The 15,540-nt window shown below is 72.0% G+C and carries 15 protein-coding genes and 1 tRNA gene; 7 read left to right on the top strand and 9 right to left on the bottom strand.

Annotated elements, in window-relative coordinates:
• Position 1 precedes the first annotated feature (1 nt).
• Complete coding sequence (locus AIF0345_RS07225; protein ID WP_043559175.1) at positions 2 to 493, bottom strand: peptide deformylase; 492 nt, start codon at positions 491 to 493, stop codon at positions 2 to 4.
• Positions 494 to 572: 79 nt separating this feature from the next.
• Between AIF0345_RS07225 and AIF0345_RS07230 the strand changes: the two genes are divergently transcribed.
• From AIF0345_RS07230 to AIF0345_RS07245, 4 genes are all read left to right on the top strand, one after another.
• Positions 573 to 1,151 (top strand): hypothetical protein, encoded by a 579-nt coding sequence (locus AIF0345_RS07230; protein WP_285297770.1) that lies wholly within the window; start codon positions 573 to 575, stop codon positions 1,149 to 1,151.
• 92 nt (positions 1,152 to 1,243) lie between these two features.
• Positions 1,244 to 1,315: transfer RNA gene (locus tag AIF0345_RS07235), tRNA-Asn, on the top strand.
• A gap of 142 nt (positions 1,316 to 1,457) precedes the next feature.
• Positions 1,458 to 3,206: a hypothetical protein gene (locus AIF0345_RS07240; protein WP_285297771.1), complete on the top strand. Its 1,749-nt coding sequence runs from the start codon at positions 1,458 to 1,460 to the stop codon at positions 3,204 to 3,206.
• 225 nt (positions 3,207 to 3,431) lie between these two features.
• The gene (locus AIF0345_RS07245; protein ID WP_043559165.1) at positions 3,432 to 3,932 is read left to right on the top strand and encodes a DUF3145 domain-containing protein; all 501 of its coding nucleotides are present in this window, start codon (positions 3,432 to 3,434) and stop codon (positions 3,930 to 3,932) included.
• Between the two features lie 84 nt (positions 3,933 to 4,016).
• Here AIF0345_RS07245 and AIF0345_RS07250 read toward each other — a convergent pair whose 3' ends face one another.
• From AIF0345_RS07250 to AIF0345_RS07260, 3 genes are all read right to left on the bottom strand, one after another.
• Positions 4,017 to 5,324, bottom strand: coding sequence for a beta-ketoacyl-[acyl-carrier-protein] synthase family protein (locus AIF0345_RS07250; protein ID WP_285297772.1), 1,308 nt, complete (start codon positions 5,322 to 5,324; stop codon positions 4,017 to 4,019).
• A 1-nt stretch (position 5,325) separates the two neighbouring features.
• Entirely contained in the window at positions 5,326 to 5,574 is a 249-nt protein-coding gene (locus AIF0345_RS07255; RefSeq protein ID WP_268917014.1) for an acyl carrier protein, read from the bottom strand.
• Between the two features lie 156 nt (positions 5,575 to 5,730).
• Entirely contained in the window at positions 5,731 to 6,927 is a 1,197-nt protein-coding gene (locus AIF0345_RS07260; protein ID WP_043559156.1) for a PucR family transcriptional regulator, read from the bottom strand.
• Positions 6,928 to 7,224: 297 nt separating this feature from the next.
• On the opposite strand from AIF0345_RS07260, the gene aspA reads away from it, so the two are divergent.
• Positions 7,225 to 8,703 (top strand): aspartate ammonia-lyase, encoded by a 1,479-nt coding sequence (gene aspA / locus AIF0345_RS07265; protein WP_285297904.1) that lies wholly within the window; start codon positions 7,225 to 7,227, stop codon positions 8,701 to 8,703.
• A gap of 74 nt (positions 8,704 to 8,777) precedes the next feature.
• Here aspA and AIF0345_RS07270 read toward each other — a convergent pair whose 3' ends face one another.
• The 4 genes from AIF0345_RS07270 to AIF0345_RS07285 are packed head-to-tail and all read right to left on the bottom strand — an operon-like array spanning position 8,778 to position 12,038.
• Positions 8,778 to 9,065, bottom strand: coding sequence for a ferredoxin family protein (locus AIF0345_RS07270; RefSeq protein ID WP_043559153.1), 288 nt, complete (start codon positions 9,063 to 9,065; stop codon positions 8,778 to 8,780).
• Positions 9,066 to 9,085: 20 nt separating this feature from the next.
• Positions 9,086 to 10,387, bottom strand: a complete 1,302-nt coding sequence (locus AIF0345_RS07275) for an FAD-dependent oxidoreductase (protein WP_268917011.1) — start codon at positions 10,385 to 10,387, stop codon at positions 9,086 to 9,088.
• An 11-nt stretch (positions 10,388 to 10,398) separates the two neighbouring features.
• Positions 10,399 to 11,271 (bottom strand): electron transfer flavoprotein subunit alpha/FixB family protein, encoded by an 873-nt coding sequence (locus tag AIF0345_RS07280; RefSeq protein ID WP_268917010.1) that lies wholly within the window; start codon positions 11,269 to 11,271, stop codon positions 10,399 to 10,401.
• 23 nt (positions 11,272 to 11,294) lie between these two features.
• Positions 11,295 to 12,038, bottom strand: coding sequence for an electron transfer flavoprotein subunit beta/FixA family protein (locus tag AIF0345_RS07285; RefSeq protein ID WP_043559145.1), 744 nt, complete (start codon positions 12,036 to 12,038; stop codon positions 11,295 to 11,297).
• Positions 12,039 to 12,231: 193 nt separating this feature from the next.
• On the opposite strand from AIF0345_RS07285, the gene AIF0345_RS07290 reads away from it, so the two are divergent.
• Entirely contained in the window at positions 12,232 to 13,134 is a 903-nt protein-coding gene (locus AIF0345_RS07290) for an NAD(P)-binding protein (protein WP_052374552.1), read from the top strand.
• A 25-nt stretch (positions 13,135 to 13,159) separates the two neighbouring features.
• Positions 13,160 to 13,864, top strand: coding sequence for a TetR/AcrR family transcriptional regulator (locus AIF0345_RS07295; RefSeq protein ID WP_285297773.1), 705 nt, complete (start codon positions 13,160 to 13,162; stop codon positions 13,862 to 13,864).
• Here the strand turns inward: AIF0345_RS07295 and AIF0345_RS07300 are convergent.
• Positions 13,850 to 15,532, bottom strand: coding sequence for an AMP-binding protein (locus tag AIF0345_RS07300; protein WP_285297774.1), 1,683 nt, complete (start codon positions 15,530 to 15,532; stop codon positions 13,850 to 13,852). The two genes, AIF0345_RS07295 and AIF0345_RS07300, sit on opposite strands and share 15 nt — an antisense overlap.
• Positions 15,533 to 15,540: the final 8 nt, after the last annotated feature.

Genomic DNA, 15,540 nt, shown 5'->3' on the forward strand with positions numbered 1-15,540 from the left:
CTCACAGCCCCTGGGCGCGCAGCTCCCTCATGGCCCTCGCCCGGTTCCTGCGATCGAGGCGGTCCAGGTACAGGTGCCCTTCAAGGTGGTCGCACTCGTGCTGGATGCAGCGGCCCATGAGCTCCTCGCCCTCGACGACCACCTCCTTGCCGTCCAGGTCGATGCCCACGGCGCGGGCATACCACGCGCGCCTGGTCGGGTACCACAGGCCCGGCACGGACAGGCAGCCCTCGTCACCGTCCTGGTGCTCGTCGAAGTCCAGCTCGTCGATCCTCGGGTTGAGGATGTAGCCGATCCGGCCGTCGATGTTCCAGGAGAAGGCGCGCATCCCCACGCCGATCTGGTTGGCCGCCAGCCCCGCGCGGCCGTCCTCGTCGACGGTCTCGAGCAGGTCCTCAACGAGCGCCCTGACGGAGTCGTCGATGTCCGTGATCCACTCGCACTGCGTGCGCAGGATGGGATCGCCGATAATACGGATGTCACGGTATGCCATGGGCTCATCCTCGCACGAAGGACCCGCCGAGACCCTTCGCGGACGTGCGTGGGGCCGGCCGCCCGGTAGCCTTGCGGCCATGCGCCTGCTCCGCCGTCGTTCCACCAGCGCCGCCCTGCCCTCCCGCCTGGCCGCTCTGGTCCCCGGCCGGGAGCAGGTGCTGGGCGCCGTCCCCCTTGACGGGGACGGGCGGCGCTGGGCCGTGGCCACCGTCGAGCACCTGGTGGTCCTCGACGGCGTCGTCGTCGAGGCGCGCCACGGCTGGGACAGCGTGACCCACGGGAGCTGGGACGCCCAGGAGCGCGCCTTCACCCTCGAGCTCCTCCACGACGGCGAGCCGCTGGTGCTGACCGTGCCCGAGCAGGTCGCCGTCGCCGGGCGCGGGAGCGGGCCGGCGGTCGATGAGCGGGCCTTCGCCGCCGCCCTGCGGCATCGGGTCAACGCCGCCATCGTCCACCACGCCACCGACACCCTGCCCAGCGGTCGGCGCGCCACGGCCAGCATCCGCCGCCGCGCCGACGGCTCTCTCTACTCGGTCACCGACCCGCCGCTGGACGGCGGGGGCCGTGAGGACCAGGCGCTCGACGCCGACGACGTCGACGCCCTCCTCGCCCTGGAGAGCCGCGTCCGCGACGGTGTGGGGCTGCCCACACCCTGACCTATGCGTGCGATCGTGCTGAATGCGGACCAGTCGCTGATTCGACGCGGTGGCGCGCGGTTGCTAGAGTTCACCTCGCGCCAGAGCGCGATTCCCGCGTAGCTCAATGGCAGAGCATCCGACTGTTAATCGGACGGTTATTGGTTCGAGTCCAATCGCGGGAGCGCCTCGAAGCCCGGCCCGAGGGCCGGGCTTCCGTGTGCCTGAGCGCTCCGCCGGGCCGCAGACGGGGCGTGACGCCACGCTCATGGCGGGAATCCGGCATGTTCCCGCCATCGGCGTGCTCTAACCGTTACGATCACTCCGATGACCGCTACGCCAACACCCGAAGCCCCTGCCGCTCCGATCACTGAGAACTCGGCCCACGCAGGTCCTGACCGCCCCCCGCGGGATGGTCCTGACCGCTTCGAGGGCCGCAAGCTCGTCATCGCCTCCGCCCACGGGACGCAGGACGCCGACGAGTGGGTCGCCCGCGCCCAGGACCTGGGCGTGACCGTCATGCGCCTGACCGACGTCGTCCAGACCAGCCTCGAGGACTGCCTGAGCGACCCCGATGACAGGTACGAGGAGATGGACTCCAGAGCGCGCGCCGCCGTGGACGCCGGCATGGGAGTCGTCCTGGACCTGTCCTTCATCCGGGACGCGGCGGTCCGGGCCGGCCGCAACCCCTACCGCACCGACTTCGACTGGGCGCCCTATGTCACGTCGCTGCTCACCCGGCCGTTCCCGACCGGGGACACCTACGGTACCAGCGAGCACGTCGTCTACATCTCGCTGCCCAGTGAGCCCCGCGTGGACTGGGGCGAGGATCCCAATGAGAGGGCCGAGAGCGCCGAGGACCTCATCGCCTTCTACCAGCGCCTGGCCCGACTGGTGCGGCGCGCCACCGTCGACCGGCCCCTGGCGGCCGCGGGCTTCGTCCACCACACGGCCGACGGCAACGGCACCGACGCCGGCCTGGACATCACGGCCGTGTACAGCCTGGTCGAGGTCGACGTGTGCACGACCCACGCCTACGACCAGGACTCCCTCAACGCGCTGCCGATGCTCACCCGCTACGCTCATGCGCTGGGCAAGCCGCTCATCCTGGAGGAGACGGGCCGTGACGCCCAGGAGCGACCCGACGACGAGATGGCCGACTGGATCGCCCGCCTGCAGAAGGCGTGCGCGGCCGCAGGCGTCGACGGCGTCGGCGTGTGGGACGCCGAGCAGAGCCGCGGTTTCGACGTCCGACCCCCGCAGTACCCTCTGACCGCCGCCGCCGTGCGGCGCATGGTCGACGCCGTGATCCCCGAGGGCATTGACGTCCAGAAGGACCCGGTGACCCACGGCGAGCACGCCGCCACGCCCGACGAGGCCGCGTCACGGGATGTGCCGAGTGCCGGGAGCGCGGGCGACAACGATGGCGAGACCGCCGAGGGGGACGACCGGGACGCGCTCGCCGGGCTCGGGGCCGCCGAGGACGAGACGGCGGGCGCCGGAAGGGCCGACGGCGGAGTGCCCGATGACGACGCCTCCGCCACGGCGAGCGCCGATGGCGCCGCGGACGGCGGGCCGCAGGTCGCTGGCGGCGAGCGGGCCGCCGGTGCCGACGAGCCCGCCGATGCTGCCGATGCCGGCTCGGAGGCCGGGGCCGAGCCCGGTGCCGACGGCGCGGGTCGCGACGAGGGGGCCCCGGGCGCCGAGGGGCCTGCCGACCTTCAGGCGCTTCGCGCCCTGATCGACGTCGGATCCGTGCCGGCGCCCGATGCCGCTGAGAGTGTGCTCGACCGGGGCGAGGATGCTATCTGGCAGAGCATGATGGCGCCGGATCCTGTGCCCGGTGGCGACCCGGACCCTGGCGAGGGGGATGATGCCGCCGACGAGGACGGCGCTGGAGACGCCGCCGAGGACGTGAGCGCCGGTGCGGCGGACGGCGGAAGCGACAGGGACGGCGGGGACGTGCCGCATGTCGCTCTCACGGGCGTCGATGAGCTGGATGACGAGGAGGATGCCCCAGACGACGAGGCGGTGCCGCCGCGCCGCGCCTGGGAGGATCTTCCGCCGCTGAGCTGACGCCGGGCGGGCTCTGCCCCTCGGAGCGGGTCCGCAGGGCCGGCCGCCCCCGGGGGTGCCACGACGTCGTGGGGCTCGCGGTGCCGGGTGGCGCGCGCCTTCCTGGACCCAGCCGTCTTCGTCTGGCAATATGTTCCTGCACGCCGCGTGCGTCACGCTGTGCTCCGGGACGTGTCGAGACCGTTGGGGAAGGCGAATCTCGAAACGACCAGGAGGCGATTCATCGTGAACGGTGCTTTCACCCGCGGTGTACTTTTCGTGCACTCTGCGCCCCGAGCGCTGTGCCCGCACATTGAGTGGGCGGCCGCCGAGGTTCTCGGCGTCCGCGTCCATCTCGACTGGACCGAGCAGGCCGCTGCTCCGGGGATGATGCGCGCCGAGACGAGCTGGGTCGGCCCGGTCGGCACCGGCGCGCGGCTGACAAGCGCCCTGCGCGGCTGGGCGAACCTCCGCTACGAGGTCACCGAGGAGGCCTCGCCGGGCAATGACGGCGGCCGCTGGTCGCACACTCCCGACCTCGGGATCTTCCACGCCCAGACCGACGTGCACGGCAACGTCGTCATTCCTGAGGACCGCATTCGCGCCGCTCTTCTCCACGCCGACGAGCCCGCCGCCATGCGCCGCCAGCTCGACCTGGCCCTGGGGCAGGCCTGGGACGACGAGCTCGAGCCCTTCCGCTACGCGGGCGCCGGCGCACCGATCCGCTGGCTTCACAGGGTGGGCTGAGCACGCTCCCGATCGTGCGGGATTCGACGATGTCGGGCCCGGCGGCCACCTGGCGGGCCGTCGGGCCCGACGCCGGTCCGGGGGTCACCGGGCGAAGACGAGAGCGACGTTGTGACCGCCGAAGCCGAAGGAGGTGCTCACCGCCGTCTCCAGCCCGGGCGCCTGGCGGCCCTGGGGCCCCACCACGTCCAGCCCGAGCCCGGCGATGGCGGGATCGATCCCTCCCGGCTGGAGCGTGGGGGGCATCCACCCGTCGCGCAGGGCCATGACCGTCAGAACCGCCTCCAGGGCGCCGGCGCCCCCGAGGAGGTGGCCGCTGGCCGACTTGGTGGCCGACACCGGCGCGCCAGGGAGCGTGCGGGCCAGGACCTCCGCCTCGACCTGGTCCCCGATGGGTGTGGACGTCGCATGCGCATTGACGAGCCCGATCTGATCGGCCCGGGTGCCGGCCCGCTCCAGGGCCAGGCGCAGCGCCCGCTCCTGCTGGGTCCCGCTGGGCTCGGGCCGGGCGGTGTCGAAGGCGTCCGCCGTGACCGCGGCGCCGGCCAGGACTGCGAGGATACGGGCCCCCCGTGCCGTCGCGTGCGCCACGGACTCCAGGACGAGCACGCCGGCGCCCTCGCCGAGCACGAAGCCGTCGCGGTCGGCGGCGAAGGGGCGCGACGCCGCCTCGGGCTCGTCATTGCGCGTCGACAGCGCCCGCATGGCGGCGAAGGCGGCCACCGTCATGGGGTGCAGCGCCGCGTCGGTGCCGCCGGCCACGACGACGTCGGCGCGTCCCAGCGCGATGAGATCGGCGCCGTGGGCGATGGCCTCCGCCCCGGACGCGCAGGCCGCCGCCGGGGAGTGGATGCCGGCGCGGGCCCCGAGCTCGATGCCGACGCTCGCGGCGGGCGCGTTGGGCATGAGGGCGGGGACGGCGGTGGGGGCGACCCGCCGCGGGCCGCGCTCCCGCAGGGCGTCCCAGGCCTCCATGACGGACAGCACCGGCCCCATCCCCGGAGCGATCGACACGGCCAGCCGCTCGCCGCGGACCCGCGGAGAACCGGCCTGCACCCACGCCTCGCGCGCCGCCAGCAGGGCGCACTGGCTGGCGCGGTCCAGACGGCGGAGCTCCTTGGGGCTCAGCTGCTGCGCGGGGTCGGCGGCCAGCGGCGCCGCGATCATGGCGGGCAGCTCGAAGCCCTGGGTCCATGAGCCGTTGAGCCTGCGCACCGCGCACCGCGACCGCCGCAGCGCTGACCACGTGGAGGCGACGTCGCCGCCCAGGGGATTGGTGGTGCCCAGCCCGGTCACCACGGCCATGCGCGGGTCGAGCTCGGCGCCGCCCTCGGGGGAGACGGCGAGGAACTCGCGGGCCAGGGATGCGGAGATCGCTGCCGACAGACCCATCTCAGCCCTTCTGGTCGGCCACGAGGTCAACCAGTGCGCCGACTGTCGGAAGCGTAGGTATCGCCGAGTCGTCCAGGATGACTCCGAAGCGCTCCTCGACCTCGGTCGCGATCGTGAGCAGGCCGAGGGAGTCGATGTCGAGGTCGGCGGCAAATCTGGACTCGCGGCTGATCGCGGAGGCCTCGACGCCCGCCTCCTTGGCGGTGATCTCAGCGATAACGGTGAGAATATCGGTGGTCTCCTCGGCCATGAGGACCTCCTTCGGCTCGGGTTCGGCGGCGCGTCGCCGCCTGACTGGACTCATTGTCACCCACCGGTGCGCATCTCAGCGAGTTCGCCTCCTCCACGCGGCGCGCACCCCTTTCGCCCGGCCAGGATCCCGGACCCCGGCGCACCGTCGTCGGCCCTACTCGACGGTCCCCCCGGACAGCCGGCCCACGATGACGGCCATGTGGAGCATGAGGCCGTCACGGGGATCGGTGGCGTCCCACCCGACCTGCTCGGTGACGCGGCCCAGGCGGTAGCGGACCGTGTTGGCGTGCACGAACAGGGTGCGGGCGGTGGCCTCCAGGCTCCCGCCCAGCGCCAGGTAGGTGGCCACCGTCTCCTCGAAGGGCGAGCCCATGGCGTGCAGGGGCCCGCCCACGAGGGCGGCGATCTGCTCGGCGGCCAGGTCGTCACCGGCGAGAAGCCGTTCGGGAAGCAGCTCATCGGCGTGGACCGGGTTGGGCGCCTCCGCCCAGCCGGGCAGGGCCCGCAGCCCCGCCAGGGCCGAGCGCAGGGAGCGGCCCGCCTGGGCGATGCCGGCCACGACGGGGCCGACGACGGCGGCGCCGTCGAGTCTGCCCGCCACCTCCAGGGCCACCTTGTCGATGGCCTGCTCGGGGTCCTGGACCTTGTCCTTCGGCGGCCGCGCGCCCGGAGTCGTCGGGGGGCCGCCCAGGATCACGATGACGGAGTCTCCCCGCACCGAGACCAGGCTGTCGGTGGTGGCCTGGCGACAGGTGTGCCGCAGGTGCGAGCTGGCCAGGGCGTCCAGGCTCGTGCGGGCGGCGATGGCCACCACGGGCCCCGTGCCGCGCCAGCCCGCGGTGCCGGCACGGCTGGCGGCGTCGGCGGGGGAGTCGTGGAGCATGGCGTCCACGGCGACGGACTCCAGGCGCGCGTCCCAGGCGCCGCGGGCCTCGGCGGCGTGCGCGTAGACCTCGGCGGCCGCGAAGCCGACGTCACGGCCGAAGGTGAGCACCAGGATGCGCACGGCGTTGTAGTCCTTGGCGGGAACCATCCGGGGGGCCTCGTCGACGACGACGTCCAGGACGGTGCGCACCAGGGCCAGGGTCTGCTCCAGCGTGATGGTGCCGGTCAGCGCGGCGGGCGCCACGTTGAAGATCCGCGACGGCGAGGTGGTCGTGCCCGGCGACTCGACGGAGTCGACGAACATGGTCACGCCCAGGCGCGCGACGGACTCGATCTGGCGCCTGGGCACCTCGGGCAGCGTGCGGTACCACGGGTGAGCGGCGCTGATGCGATCGAGGGAGTGCTCGATGATCGTGTTCTGCGCCTGCCTCAGGGAAGCCACTGCAGGGGTGCTGAGCTTGTCCATACTGGGGATGGTACAGAGCGCCTCCCTCACAAGTGAGATTGCTCTCCCAGGGCCGAACCGGGTCGCCCCGGGGCTGGCGCGCCGAGAGCCGTCAGCGGGGAGTGCCGAACGCCTGACCGGCGGCGTGCCGACAGGCACGATGACGCGCCGTCTTCCCGGCCTCGGGCGAGTAGTGTTGGGTGCGGCACGAGCGCGCGGTGGCCTCCCCGCCGAGGCCCGGCCGATGCGGGCAGTGTCAAGAACGATCAGTGATGATCGATGGTGATGAACGGCGACCCCGCCGAGTCAGGAGCGATGATGACACAAGCCACTCGTACCGAGGAAGATCTTCTCGGGCGGCGCGAGGTTCCGCTGGAGGCCTACTGGGGGATCCATACGCTGCGCGCCACCGAGAACTACCGTCTCTCCGGAGCGGTCATTGGCGACGAGCCGAGCTTCGTGCGCGGCATGGTCCAGGTCAAGAAGGCGTCCGCCCTGGCCAACCGCGAGCTGGGCACCCTCACGCCGGAGGTGGCCGACGCGATCGTGTGGGCGTGCGACCAGATCCTGAAGGCCGGCCGCTGCCTCGACCAGTTCCCCATCGACGTCTTCCAGGGCGGGGCGGGGACGAGCGTCAACATGAACACCAACGAGGTGGTGGCCAACCTCGCCCTGGAGCATCTGGGATACGCCAAGGGCCGCTACGACATCGTCCACCCCAACGACCACGTCAACAAGTCCCAGTCGACCAACGACGCCTACCCCACGGGATTCCGCCTGGGCCTGTACGCGGCGGTGCAGGGGCTCGAGGCCGAGCTGTGCGAGCTCATTGACGCCCTCCTGAGCAAGTCCCGCCAGTTCGCCGACGTGCTCAAGATGGGGCGCACCCAGCTGCAGGACGCCGTGCCCATGAGCCTGGGGCAGGAGTTCCAGGCCTTCGCCGTGCTCCTGGACGAGGAGGTTGAGCGCCTCATCCACAACTCCGACCTGCTCCTGGAGGTCAACCTCGGGGCCACCGCCATCGGCACCGGACTCAATACCCCTCCCGGGTACCAGGAGGTGGCGGTGCGCCACCTGCGTGAGGTCACCGGGGTCAATGTCAAGGGGGCGGCCAACCTGCTCGAGGCCACGAGCGACACCGGGGCCTACGTCTCCATGCACGCGGCGATCAAGCGTCTGGCGGTCAAGCTCTCCAAGATCTGCAACGACCTGCGGCTGCTGTCGTCGGGGCCGCGGGCGGGTCTGGGGGAGATCCGCCTGCCTGAGCGGGCGGCGGGCTCCTCGATCATGCCCGCCAAGGTCAACCCCGTGATCCCCGAGGTCGTCAACCAGGTGTGCTTCAAGGTCATCGGCAACGACGTGGCCCTGACCTTCGCGGCCGAGGCCGGTCAGCTCCAGCTCAACGTCATGGAGCCGGTCATCGGGCAGGCGGCCTTCGAGTCGATCCGGCTCCTGCGCCACGCCATGAAGACCCTGCGCGAGTTGTGCGTCATCGGCATCGAGGCCAATGAGGAGGTCTGCCGCAACAACGTGCTGGGCTCCATCGGGATCGTCACCTACCTCAACGAGGTCATCGGCCACCACAACGGCGACCTGGTCGGACGCGAGTGCGCCCGAAGCGGCCGCAGCGTGCGCGAGGTGGTTCTGGAGATGGGGCTGCTCGACGAGGAGGTCCTCGACCAGCTCCTCAGCCCCGAGAACCTGCTGCGACCGCGTTACCGGGACGCGAGTCTGTACTCGGGCGGCGAGCCGGCGCCCGCCGACAAGGCCCCTCGCGACCGCGGGGGCGAGGACTAGCCTGCGGCCCGCCGGGCGTGGGGAGGGGAGCGGCCGTCCGACCGCTCCCCTCCCCGGCTCGAGTCCGGCGCGTCTCAGCCCTCCCGGAAGGAGACGCCGAAGCCGCCGCGCGGATAGCGCCAGCTCAGGGCCCCGGGCGCGGCCACGGCCAGGCAGGTGCCGCACTCGAGGCAGGCCGCGTACTCGACCGCGATCGTTCCGTCCGGCTCCTCGCTGTAGACGTGGGCCGGGCACACGGCGACCAGCAGCTTGCCGGTGCCGGTGGACCGCGCGATCTCCTGGTTGACCTTGATGTGACTCTGCTCCTCATCGGTGGTGAAGTCGTCCCGCCCCAGGCGCTCGACGACGGTTCCCAGTTTCATGGTGGTGGCTCCTTGGCGGTTCAAAGGGATCGCACCGCCTTCCACGCGATCACCATCAGCTGGGGGATCGTGAGGGGGGAGGCGCGGACTGCATCCAGCGCGGCGAGCACGAGGCGCCGGCGCGGCCTGAGATCGTGGTTGAAGACGTTGTGGAAGACGTCCGCGACCAGCGGCCCCACGTGGGTGTACATCGCGCTCGTCTCGAGGAACGCGGGCGCCCGCCTGTAGGTCGCCATGTCCTTGCCGACGAACGACGCGTCGAGCTCGGCCCGGTAGGCGCTGAGGGCCTCCTGCGAGAGGTCGCCGGCCTCGAGCGCCCGGTGGACGGCCGTGGCGGCGGCCAGCGCGCTGCCCGCCGCCAGGTCCATTCCGCGGATCGTCATCCCCGTGTTGAGGGTGAAGCCGGCGGCGTCGCCGATAATGACGAGACCGGGCCGAGTGATGTCGTGGGAGACCATCGCCGGTCCGTCCTCGATCGTGAGGTGGCACCCGTACTCCAGCAGCTCGCCGTCCTTCAGGAGCGGGGCGATCGCGGGGTGGCGCAGGAAGTGGTCGTGCACGTCGGAGGACCTCAGGCCCTTCGAGACCAGGTCGTCGAGCCTCAGGACGACGCCGACGGAGACGGAGTCCGTGTTCGTGTAGAGGAACCCGCCGCCCGCGCAGCCCTGGGTGGCGTCTCCGACAATGGCGTAGGCGACGCCCTCGTCCCCGGTGAGGCGGAAACGGTCCTCCAGGGTCTCGCGCGGGATCCGGAAGACGGACTTGACCCCGACGGCGAGGTGCTTCGTGGGCTCCTTGGCGCGGATCCCGGCCGCCCTGGCGAGGAAGGAGTTCACGCCGTCGGCGCACACGACGACCCTGGCGCGCAGCTCGTCCTCGTCGGCCCTGACGCCCACGACCCGGCCGCCGTCGACGATGAGCTCATCGACCTTGACCCCGGGCATCACCATGACGCCGGCCTCCTCGCACTGCTGGGAGAGCCAGGGGTCGAGGTGGGCCCGCAGGACGGATACCGCGTTGACCGGCTCCGCCAGGCGCTGGTCCCAGTAGTCGATGTCCACCGACGACGTGGGGTTGAGGAAGGACACGATGTTGCGGGTGATCCGCCTCTCCACGGGTGCGCGCTCGACGAAGCCCGGGAACACCCGCTCCATGACCCGGCAGTAGAAGACCCCGCCGGAGAGGTTCTTCGCCCCGGGCTCGTCGCCGCGCTCGATGAGGACCACCTCGTGGCCCGCCGACGCCAGCCGGTAGGCGCACACCGCACCCGCGACGCCACCGCCGACCACGATGACGTCGAATGTCTCCTCGTCCTCCTCCATCGCCGGCTCCGTCACCGCAGGGCCCGGGTGAGCGCCGGCAGGACCTCGTGGAGGTCGCCGACGATCCCGTAGTCGGCCTGCGCGAAGATCGGGGCGTCGCCGTCGGAGTTGATTGCGACGATAGTGCGAGCGTCCCTGGCGCCCGCCATGTGCTGCATCTGGCCGGAGATGCCCACCGCGACGTAGATGTCGGGCTTGACCTTCTGCCCGGAGACGCCCACGTACCTGGACTTGGGCATCCAGTCGACGGTCTCCGCCAGCGGGCGCGAGCAGGCCACCTCGGCGCCGAGGGCGGAGGCGAGCTCGTCGAGGAGCCCGAGCTCCTCCTTGGCCTTGAAGCCGCGTCCGCCCGAGACGATCCTCTTGGCCGTGCCGAGGTCGACCTCGGCGACATCGGCGGCGGAGACGGCGCTGACGGTCAGCGGGTGGGCCTCGGAGCTCGCGGCGACCTCGGCCGCGACGGTCTCGCCGTCGGCCGCGGAGCCTCCGGCGGCGATGACGACGGCGGGGCCGGACGCGCGCACCGTCTCGACCGTGATGCCCCCGTAGCGGGCGACCGTCACGGTCGAGCCGTCGACGGCCGTCACGCCGGTGAGCACCGGTGCGTCGAGGCGTGCGGCGACGGCGCCCGCGAGCACGCGCTCGGCGGCGCGGTCGGCGGCCAGGACGAGGTCTCCGGGGGCGGCGGCGACGACCTCGGCGACCGCCGGGGCGAGCGCCTCGGCGGGCGTGCCGTCGGGCAGCGGGACGGAGATGACGGAGTCGGCCCCGCGGACGGCGACGTCGCCGACGGCCACGGCCGTGACTGTCGGCGAGGCCCGGTGAGCGAGGTCCAGGAGTGCGGAGATCTGGGGGGTGGTGGTGATGATCCACGTGCTGGTCATGACTGTTCCTTCTCGGCTGGTGCTCAGAGCACGCCGTCCGTGCGCAGGACGGCGACGAGCTCATCGGCGTCGGCGACGATCTTGTTCTTGCGGCTGCGGGTCTCGGGGCGGGTGCGCTCGACCAGCTCGACGGACACGGGCGGGGTCCCGGCCTTGGCGACGGCGACCTTCTTCTTGCCCGCGGCCAGAATGTCCTTCATGCCGGGCACCTTGGTCTTGGCGGCGTCAGCGGTCACCGCGATGACCGCGGGGCCGTTCACCGTGACGGCGCGAGTTCCTCCGGACACGGACTGGGTGGCCGTCCAGCCCGAGTCGGTCTTCTCGACCGCCTGGACCTCTTGGAGGCAGGGCCAGCCGAGGTAGCCGGCGACGAGGGCCGAGGTCATTCTCGCGTTCTCGTCAATGGACGCGTCGCCGGTCAGCAGCAGGTCGACATCGCCGATGGTCCGGACCAGGTCGGCCAGGGCCCGTGCGACCGCAGTGAGGTTCCAGCCCGCGACCGCGTCGTCGGCCACGACGACCCCGCGGTCGAAGCCGCGCGACATGGCGGCCTTCTTGGCCATCGATCCTGACACCGCCCTCGTGCCGACCGAGACCCCGACGAGCTCGGCGCCCGTCTGGTCGGCGAGTGTCCGCCCGACCTGCGCGGCGACCGGGTCGTACTCGCTGACCGCAGGTTTGGCGCGGGACCAGTCCACGGTCCCGTCTGCGCCGACGGATGCGTCCTGGGGATTTGCTGCCCACTTGTAGGCCACGGCAATGGTCATCGAAGCCCTTCCTCCTGGTGACGGTGCTCTCGTGCTCTGCGGGCGCTGCATCGCGCCCTCGGACGGGCCGGGCCCGTCGAGCACCTCGCCAGCACTATTAACTGGCGAGTACAATCATGGCATGGTGAGATCGGAGTTACAGGGTCGAAGGTCCCGGGAGCCCGGCCGGCCGGACGGTGCGGGAGCCGCTGCGATGCTCACCCCGCCCTGCGAGATCGCCTGCGACGCGGGCGAGCCCGTCCGCGGCTGGCTGCACGCGCTCCAGGCCGATGATGTCCTCCGGGCCTGGAGGATGATCACGCGGATGAACCCGCTCCCGGCGTGCATGGGCAGGATCTGCTACGCGCCGTGCGAGCAGAGGTGCGTGCTGGGCGCGCGGGCGGGAGCGGTCGGCATCCGCGCCCTGGAGGCGGCCGTGGGGGAGCTGGCCCTGCGCGAGGGCTGGAGGCTCGACGAGCCGCGGGAGTCGACGGGCGTGCGGGTCGTGGTCGTCGGCTCCGGCCCGTGCGGCCTGTCCGCCACCCACCAGCTCGTCCTGGCCGGCCACGAGGTGACGCTGCTCGACGCCCACCACTGCCTCGGCGGGATGCTGCGCAGGGGCATCACCGAGCGGCGTCTGCCCAAGCGCATCCTGGACGCGGAGATCCAGCGCATCGTCTCGGGACGCGCCCGCGTTCAGACCTCGCGCGCCGTGCGCCGCATCGGGGAGGTCCTCTCGAAGTGCGACGGCGTGATCTGGGCCGCGGGAGCCTCCCGGTGCATGGCGGTGGTCGAGGGAAGAACGATCTGGAGGCAGCCGATCCACACGGATCGAAGCGCCAGGCGCACGGCCACGCTGTCGATCGGCCGTGGGGCCCGGGCGGCCGAGGCGCTGAGCGACCACCTGCTCGGCAGCGCCCCCTCGGGTCTCGACTCCGGCGCGACGACGGCCGCGGCAGCGCCGTCGGCGGCCCTGCCGGCTCCGCCGGGCTCATTGAAGGCTGCGACAATCAAAGAGGCAAACCGTTGTATCCTGTGCGGGTCCCGTGGGGCCCTGCGTCGTCCGCGCACCAAACTCGAGAACGTCTCGCTCATGCATGAACACCGGGCCCCCTGAAGATCGAGCAGAGGAGTGGCGAGTGTTGGATGAGAATCATGCCGCCCGCAGGCGGACGAGGAACTCCCGACGCGATCCTGAGCTGACTCGCTGGGAGATCCTGGAGGCCGCCGTCCAGGAGTTCGCCACTCACGGCCCCAGGGGCGCCCGCACCGAGGACATCGCTCATCGGACGAACACCTCCAAGCGGATGATCTTCTACTACTTCGGGTCCAAGGAGGGACTCTACCGGGCGGTGCTCGAGGAGAACTACCGCCGGATCCGGGCTCTGGAGTCCTCGCTCAGGCTCGACCACCTCGAGCCCGCGGCGGCGCTGCGCGAGCTGATCCGGGCGTCTCTCGAGCACTACGAGCGCAACCCGGATCTCGCCAGGATCGTCGCCATGGAGAACCTCATTATGCACGGCGGCGTCGCCGCCCAGATCGACGAGTTCTCTGCGATGAACGCGTCGGCGGTGGAGACGATCGCGGGGATCCTCGAGCGCGGCCGCTGCCTCGGCATCTTCCAGGAGGGCCCGGGCGCCCCCAGCGCCCTCGACGTGCACCAGGTCCTGTCCGCGCTGGTCCTCAACAGGATCGAGCACCAGTGGACCTTCAGCCTCGCTTTCGGGCGGGACATGCTTGGCGACGACTCCGCGCACGTGCGGGACCTCATTGAGGAGGCCGTCATGCGCCTGGTGTCCGGGGGCTCTCCCGGGGGGACCGGGCCCTCGCGGTCAGCGGCACGATGACGCGGGCGGCCGGAAGGATCCCGCCCGCCGTTTGAGCGTGACCTTGTCGACCTTGCCGGCGCTGGTGGTCGGCATCTCCTCCAGGTGCTCGACGTACTCGGGGATCTTGAACTTGGCGACACCCTGGGCGATGAACCACTCGCGCAGCGCCGGCACATCGACCGCCGTCGCCCCCGGCCTGCGCACGATGTACGCCAGGGTCCTCTCGCCCAGCACCGGGTCCGGCACCGGGACCACCGCCGCCACGGCGATCGCGGGGTGCCCCATGAGCACGCCCTCGACCTCGGAGGGGCTGATGTTCTCCCCGCCCCTGATAATGAGGTCCTTGCGGCGCCCGGAGATGCGGATGTAGCCCTCGGCGTCCATGACCGCCAGGTCGCCGCTGTAGTACCAGCCGTCGTCGTCGAGGACCTTTCGCGTGAGGTCGGGGCGACCCAGGTACCCGCTGAAGACCGCCGGGCCGCGCGACGCCTGCTCGCCCTCGACCCCCGTGGGCAGGACCGCGCGGGTGACGGGATCGACGATCCTCACCTCGGCTCCGGCGCAGGCGCAGCCGTCGGTGCTCAGGACCCTCTCGTCGGAGTCCTGGGACGTGGTCATGGTGTGGGGCGCGTGCTCGGTGGATCCGTACACCGAGTACAGCCGCACGCCCAGGCCGCGGGCCCGCTCCAGGAGCCGCCGCGGAACCGGCGCTCCGCCGCAGCACAGGAACCGGAGCCGGGCGAGGTCGGCCGCGTTCTCCTGGCAGCTGCACAGGATGGTGTCGATGACGGCGGGGACGGACATGCCGCAGGTCGCGCCGTGCCTGACGAGCATCCGCGACATCTCGGCGCCGTCGGTCGAGTCGCACAGGATCGAGGTGCCGCGGGTGAGAACGGGCATGACGACGCCGTGGAGGAAGCCGGTGGCGTGGCCGAGGGGGGAGGGCATGAAGATGCCGTCGTCCACGCCCAGCCGCAGCCCGTAGGCGAAGGCGTTCTCGGAGGCGATCATGTTGTTGTGCGACAGCATCACTCCCTTGGGCGCCGCCTCCGAGCCCGAGGTGAACAGGACGGCGGCGATGTCGTCCCCGCGCGATCGCCTCCATGCCCGCCGAGCCAGGGGAGGGCTCGTGCGCACGACGTCGTCGAAACGGGGCAGGCCGGCCTCCGGGGCGCCGTCCTCCCGAGGGCCCACCAGGAGGACGGACTCCAGGGCGTTGTCCTCCTCGAGCAGCTCGCGGGCCAGGGCGGAGTGCACGGTCCGGCGGAAACGGGTGGGCATGACGGCGACGCGCGGCGCGCACAGGTCGAGCGCGTTCGCCCACTCCGAGTGGCGCAGGTTGGGCGACAACGGGGTGATCGCCGCGCCGGTCTTCATCACGGCGATGAGCACGGGGAGGAACGGCGACCAGCTCGGCAGCTGGACCGGCACAATGTCCCCGGGGCCCGTTCCACGGTCCGCCAGCCAGGACGCGAGCCTGGACGAGACCTCGTCCGCCTGCGCGTAGGTGTAGGCCGTGCCCGCCCGGTCGACCACGGCCAGCGCGTCCGGGCACGCGGCAACGGCGAGCGACCACCAGTCGAGGAGGCAGTGGTCGCCCCACCATCCGCTCGCGCGCCAGGCGCTCCTCATCTCGGCGGGCGCGGCGGTCACGCCCCGCCGCTGCCACCGGTCCACGTCGTCCATCGTGGGTC

It is taken from the genome of Actinomyces israelii (genome assembly GCF_030253495.1).
GTDB classification, from domain to species: domain Bacteria; phylum Actinomycetota; class Actinomycetes; order Actinomycetales; family Actinomycetaceae; genus Actinomyces; species Actinomyces israelii.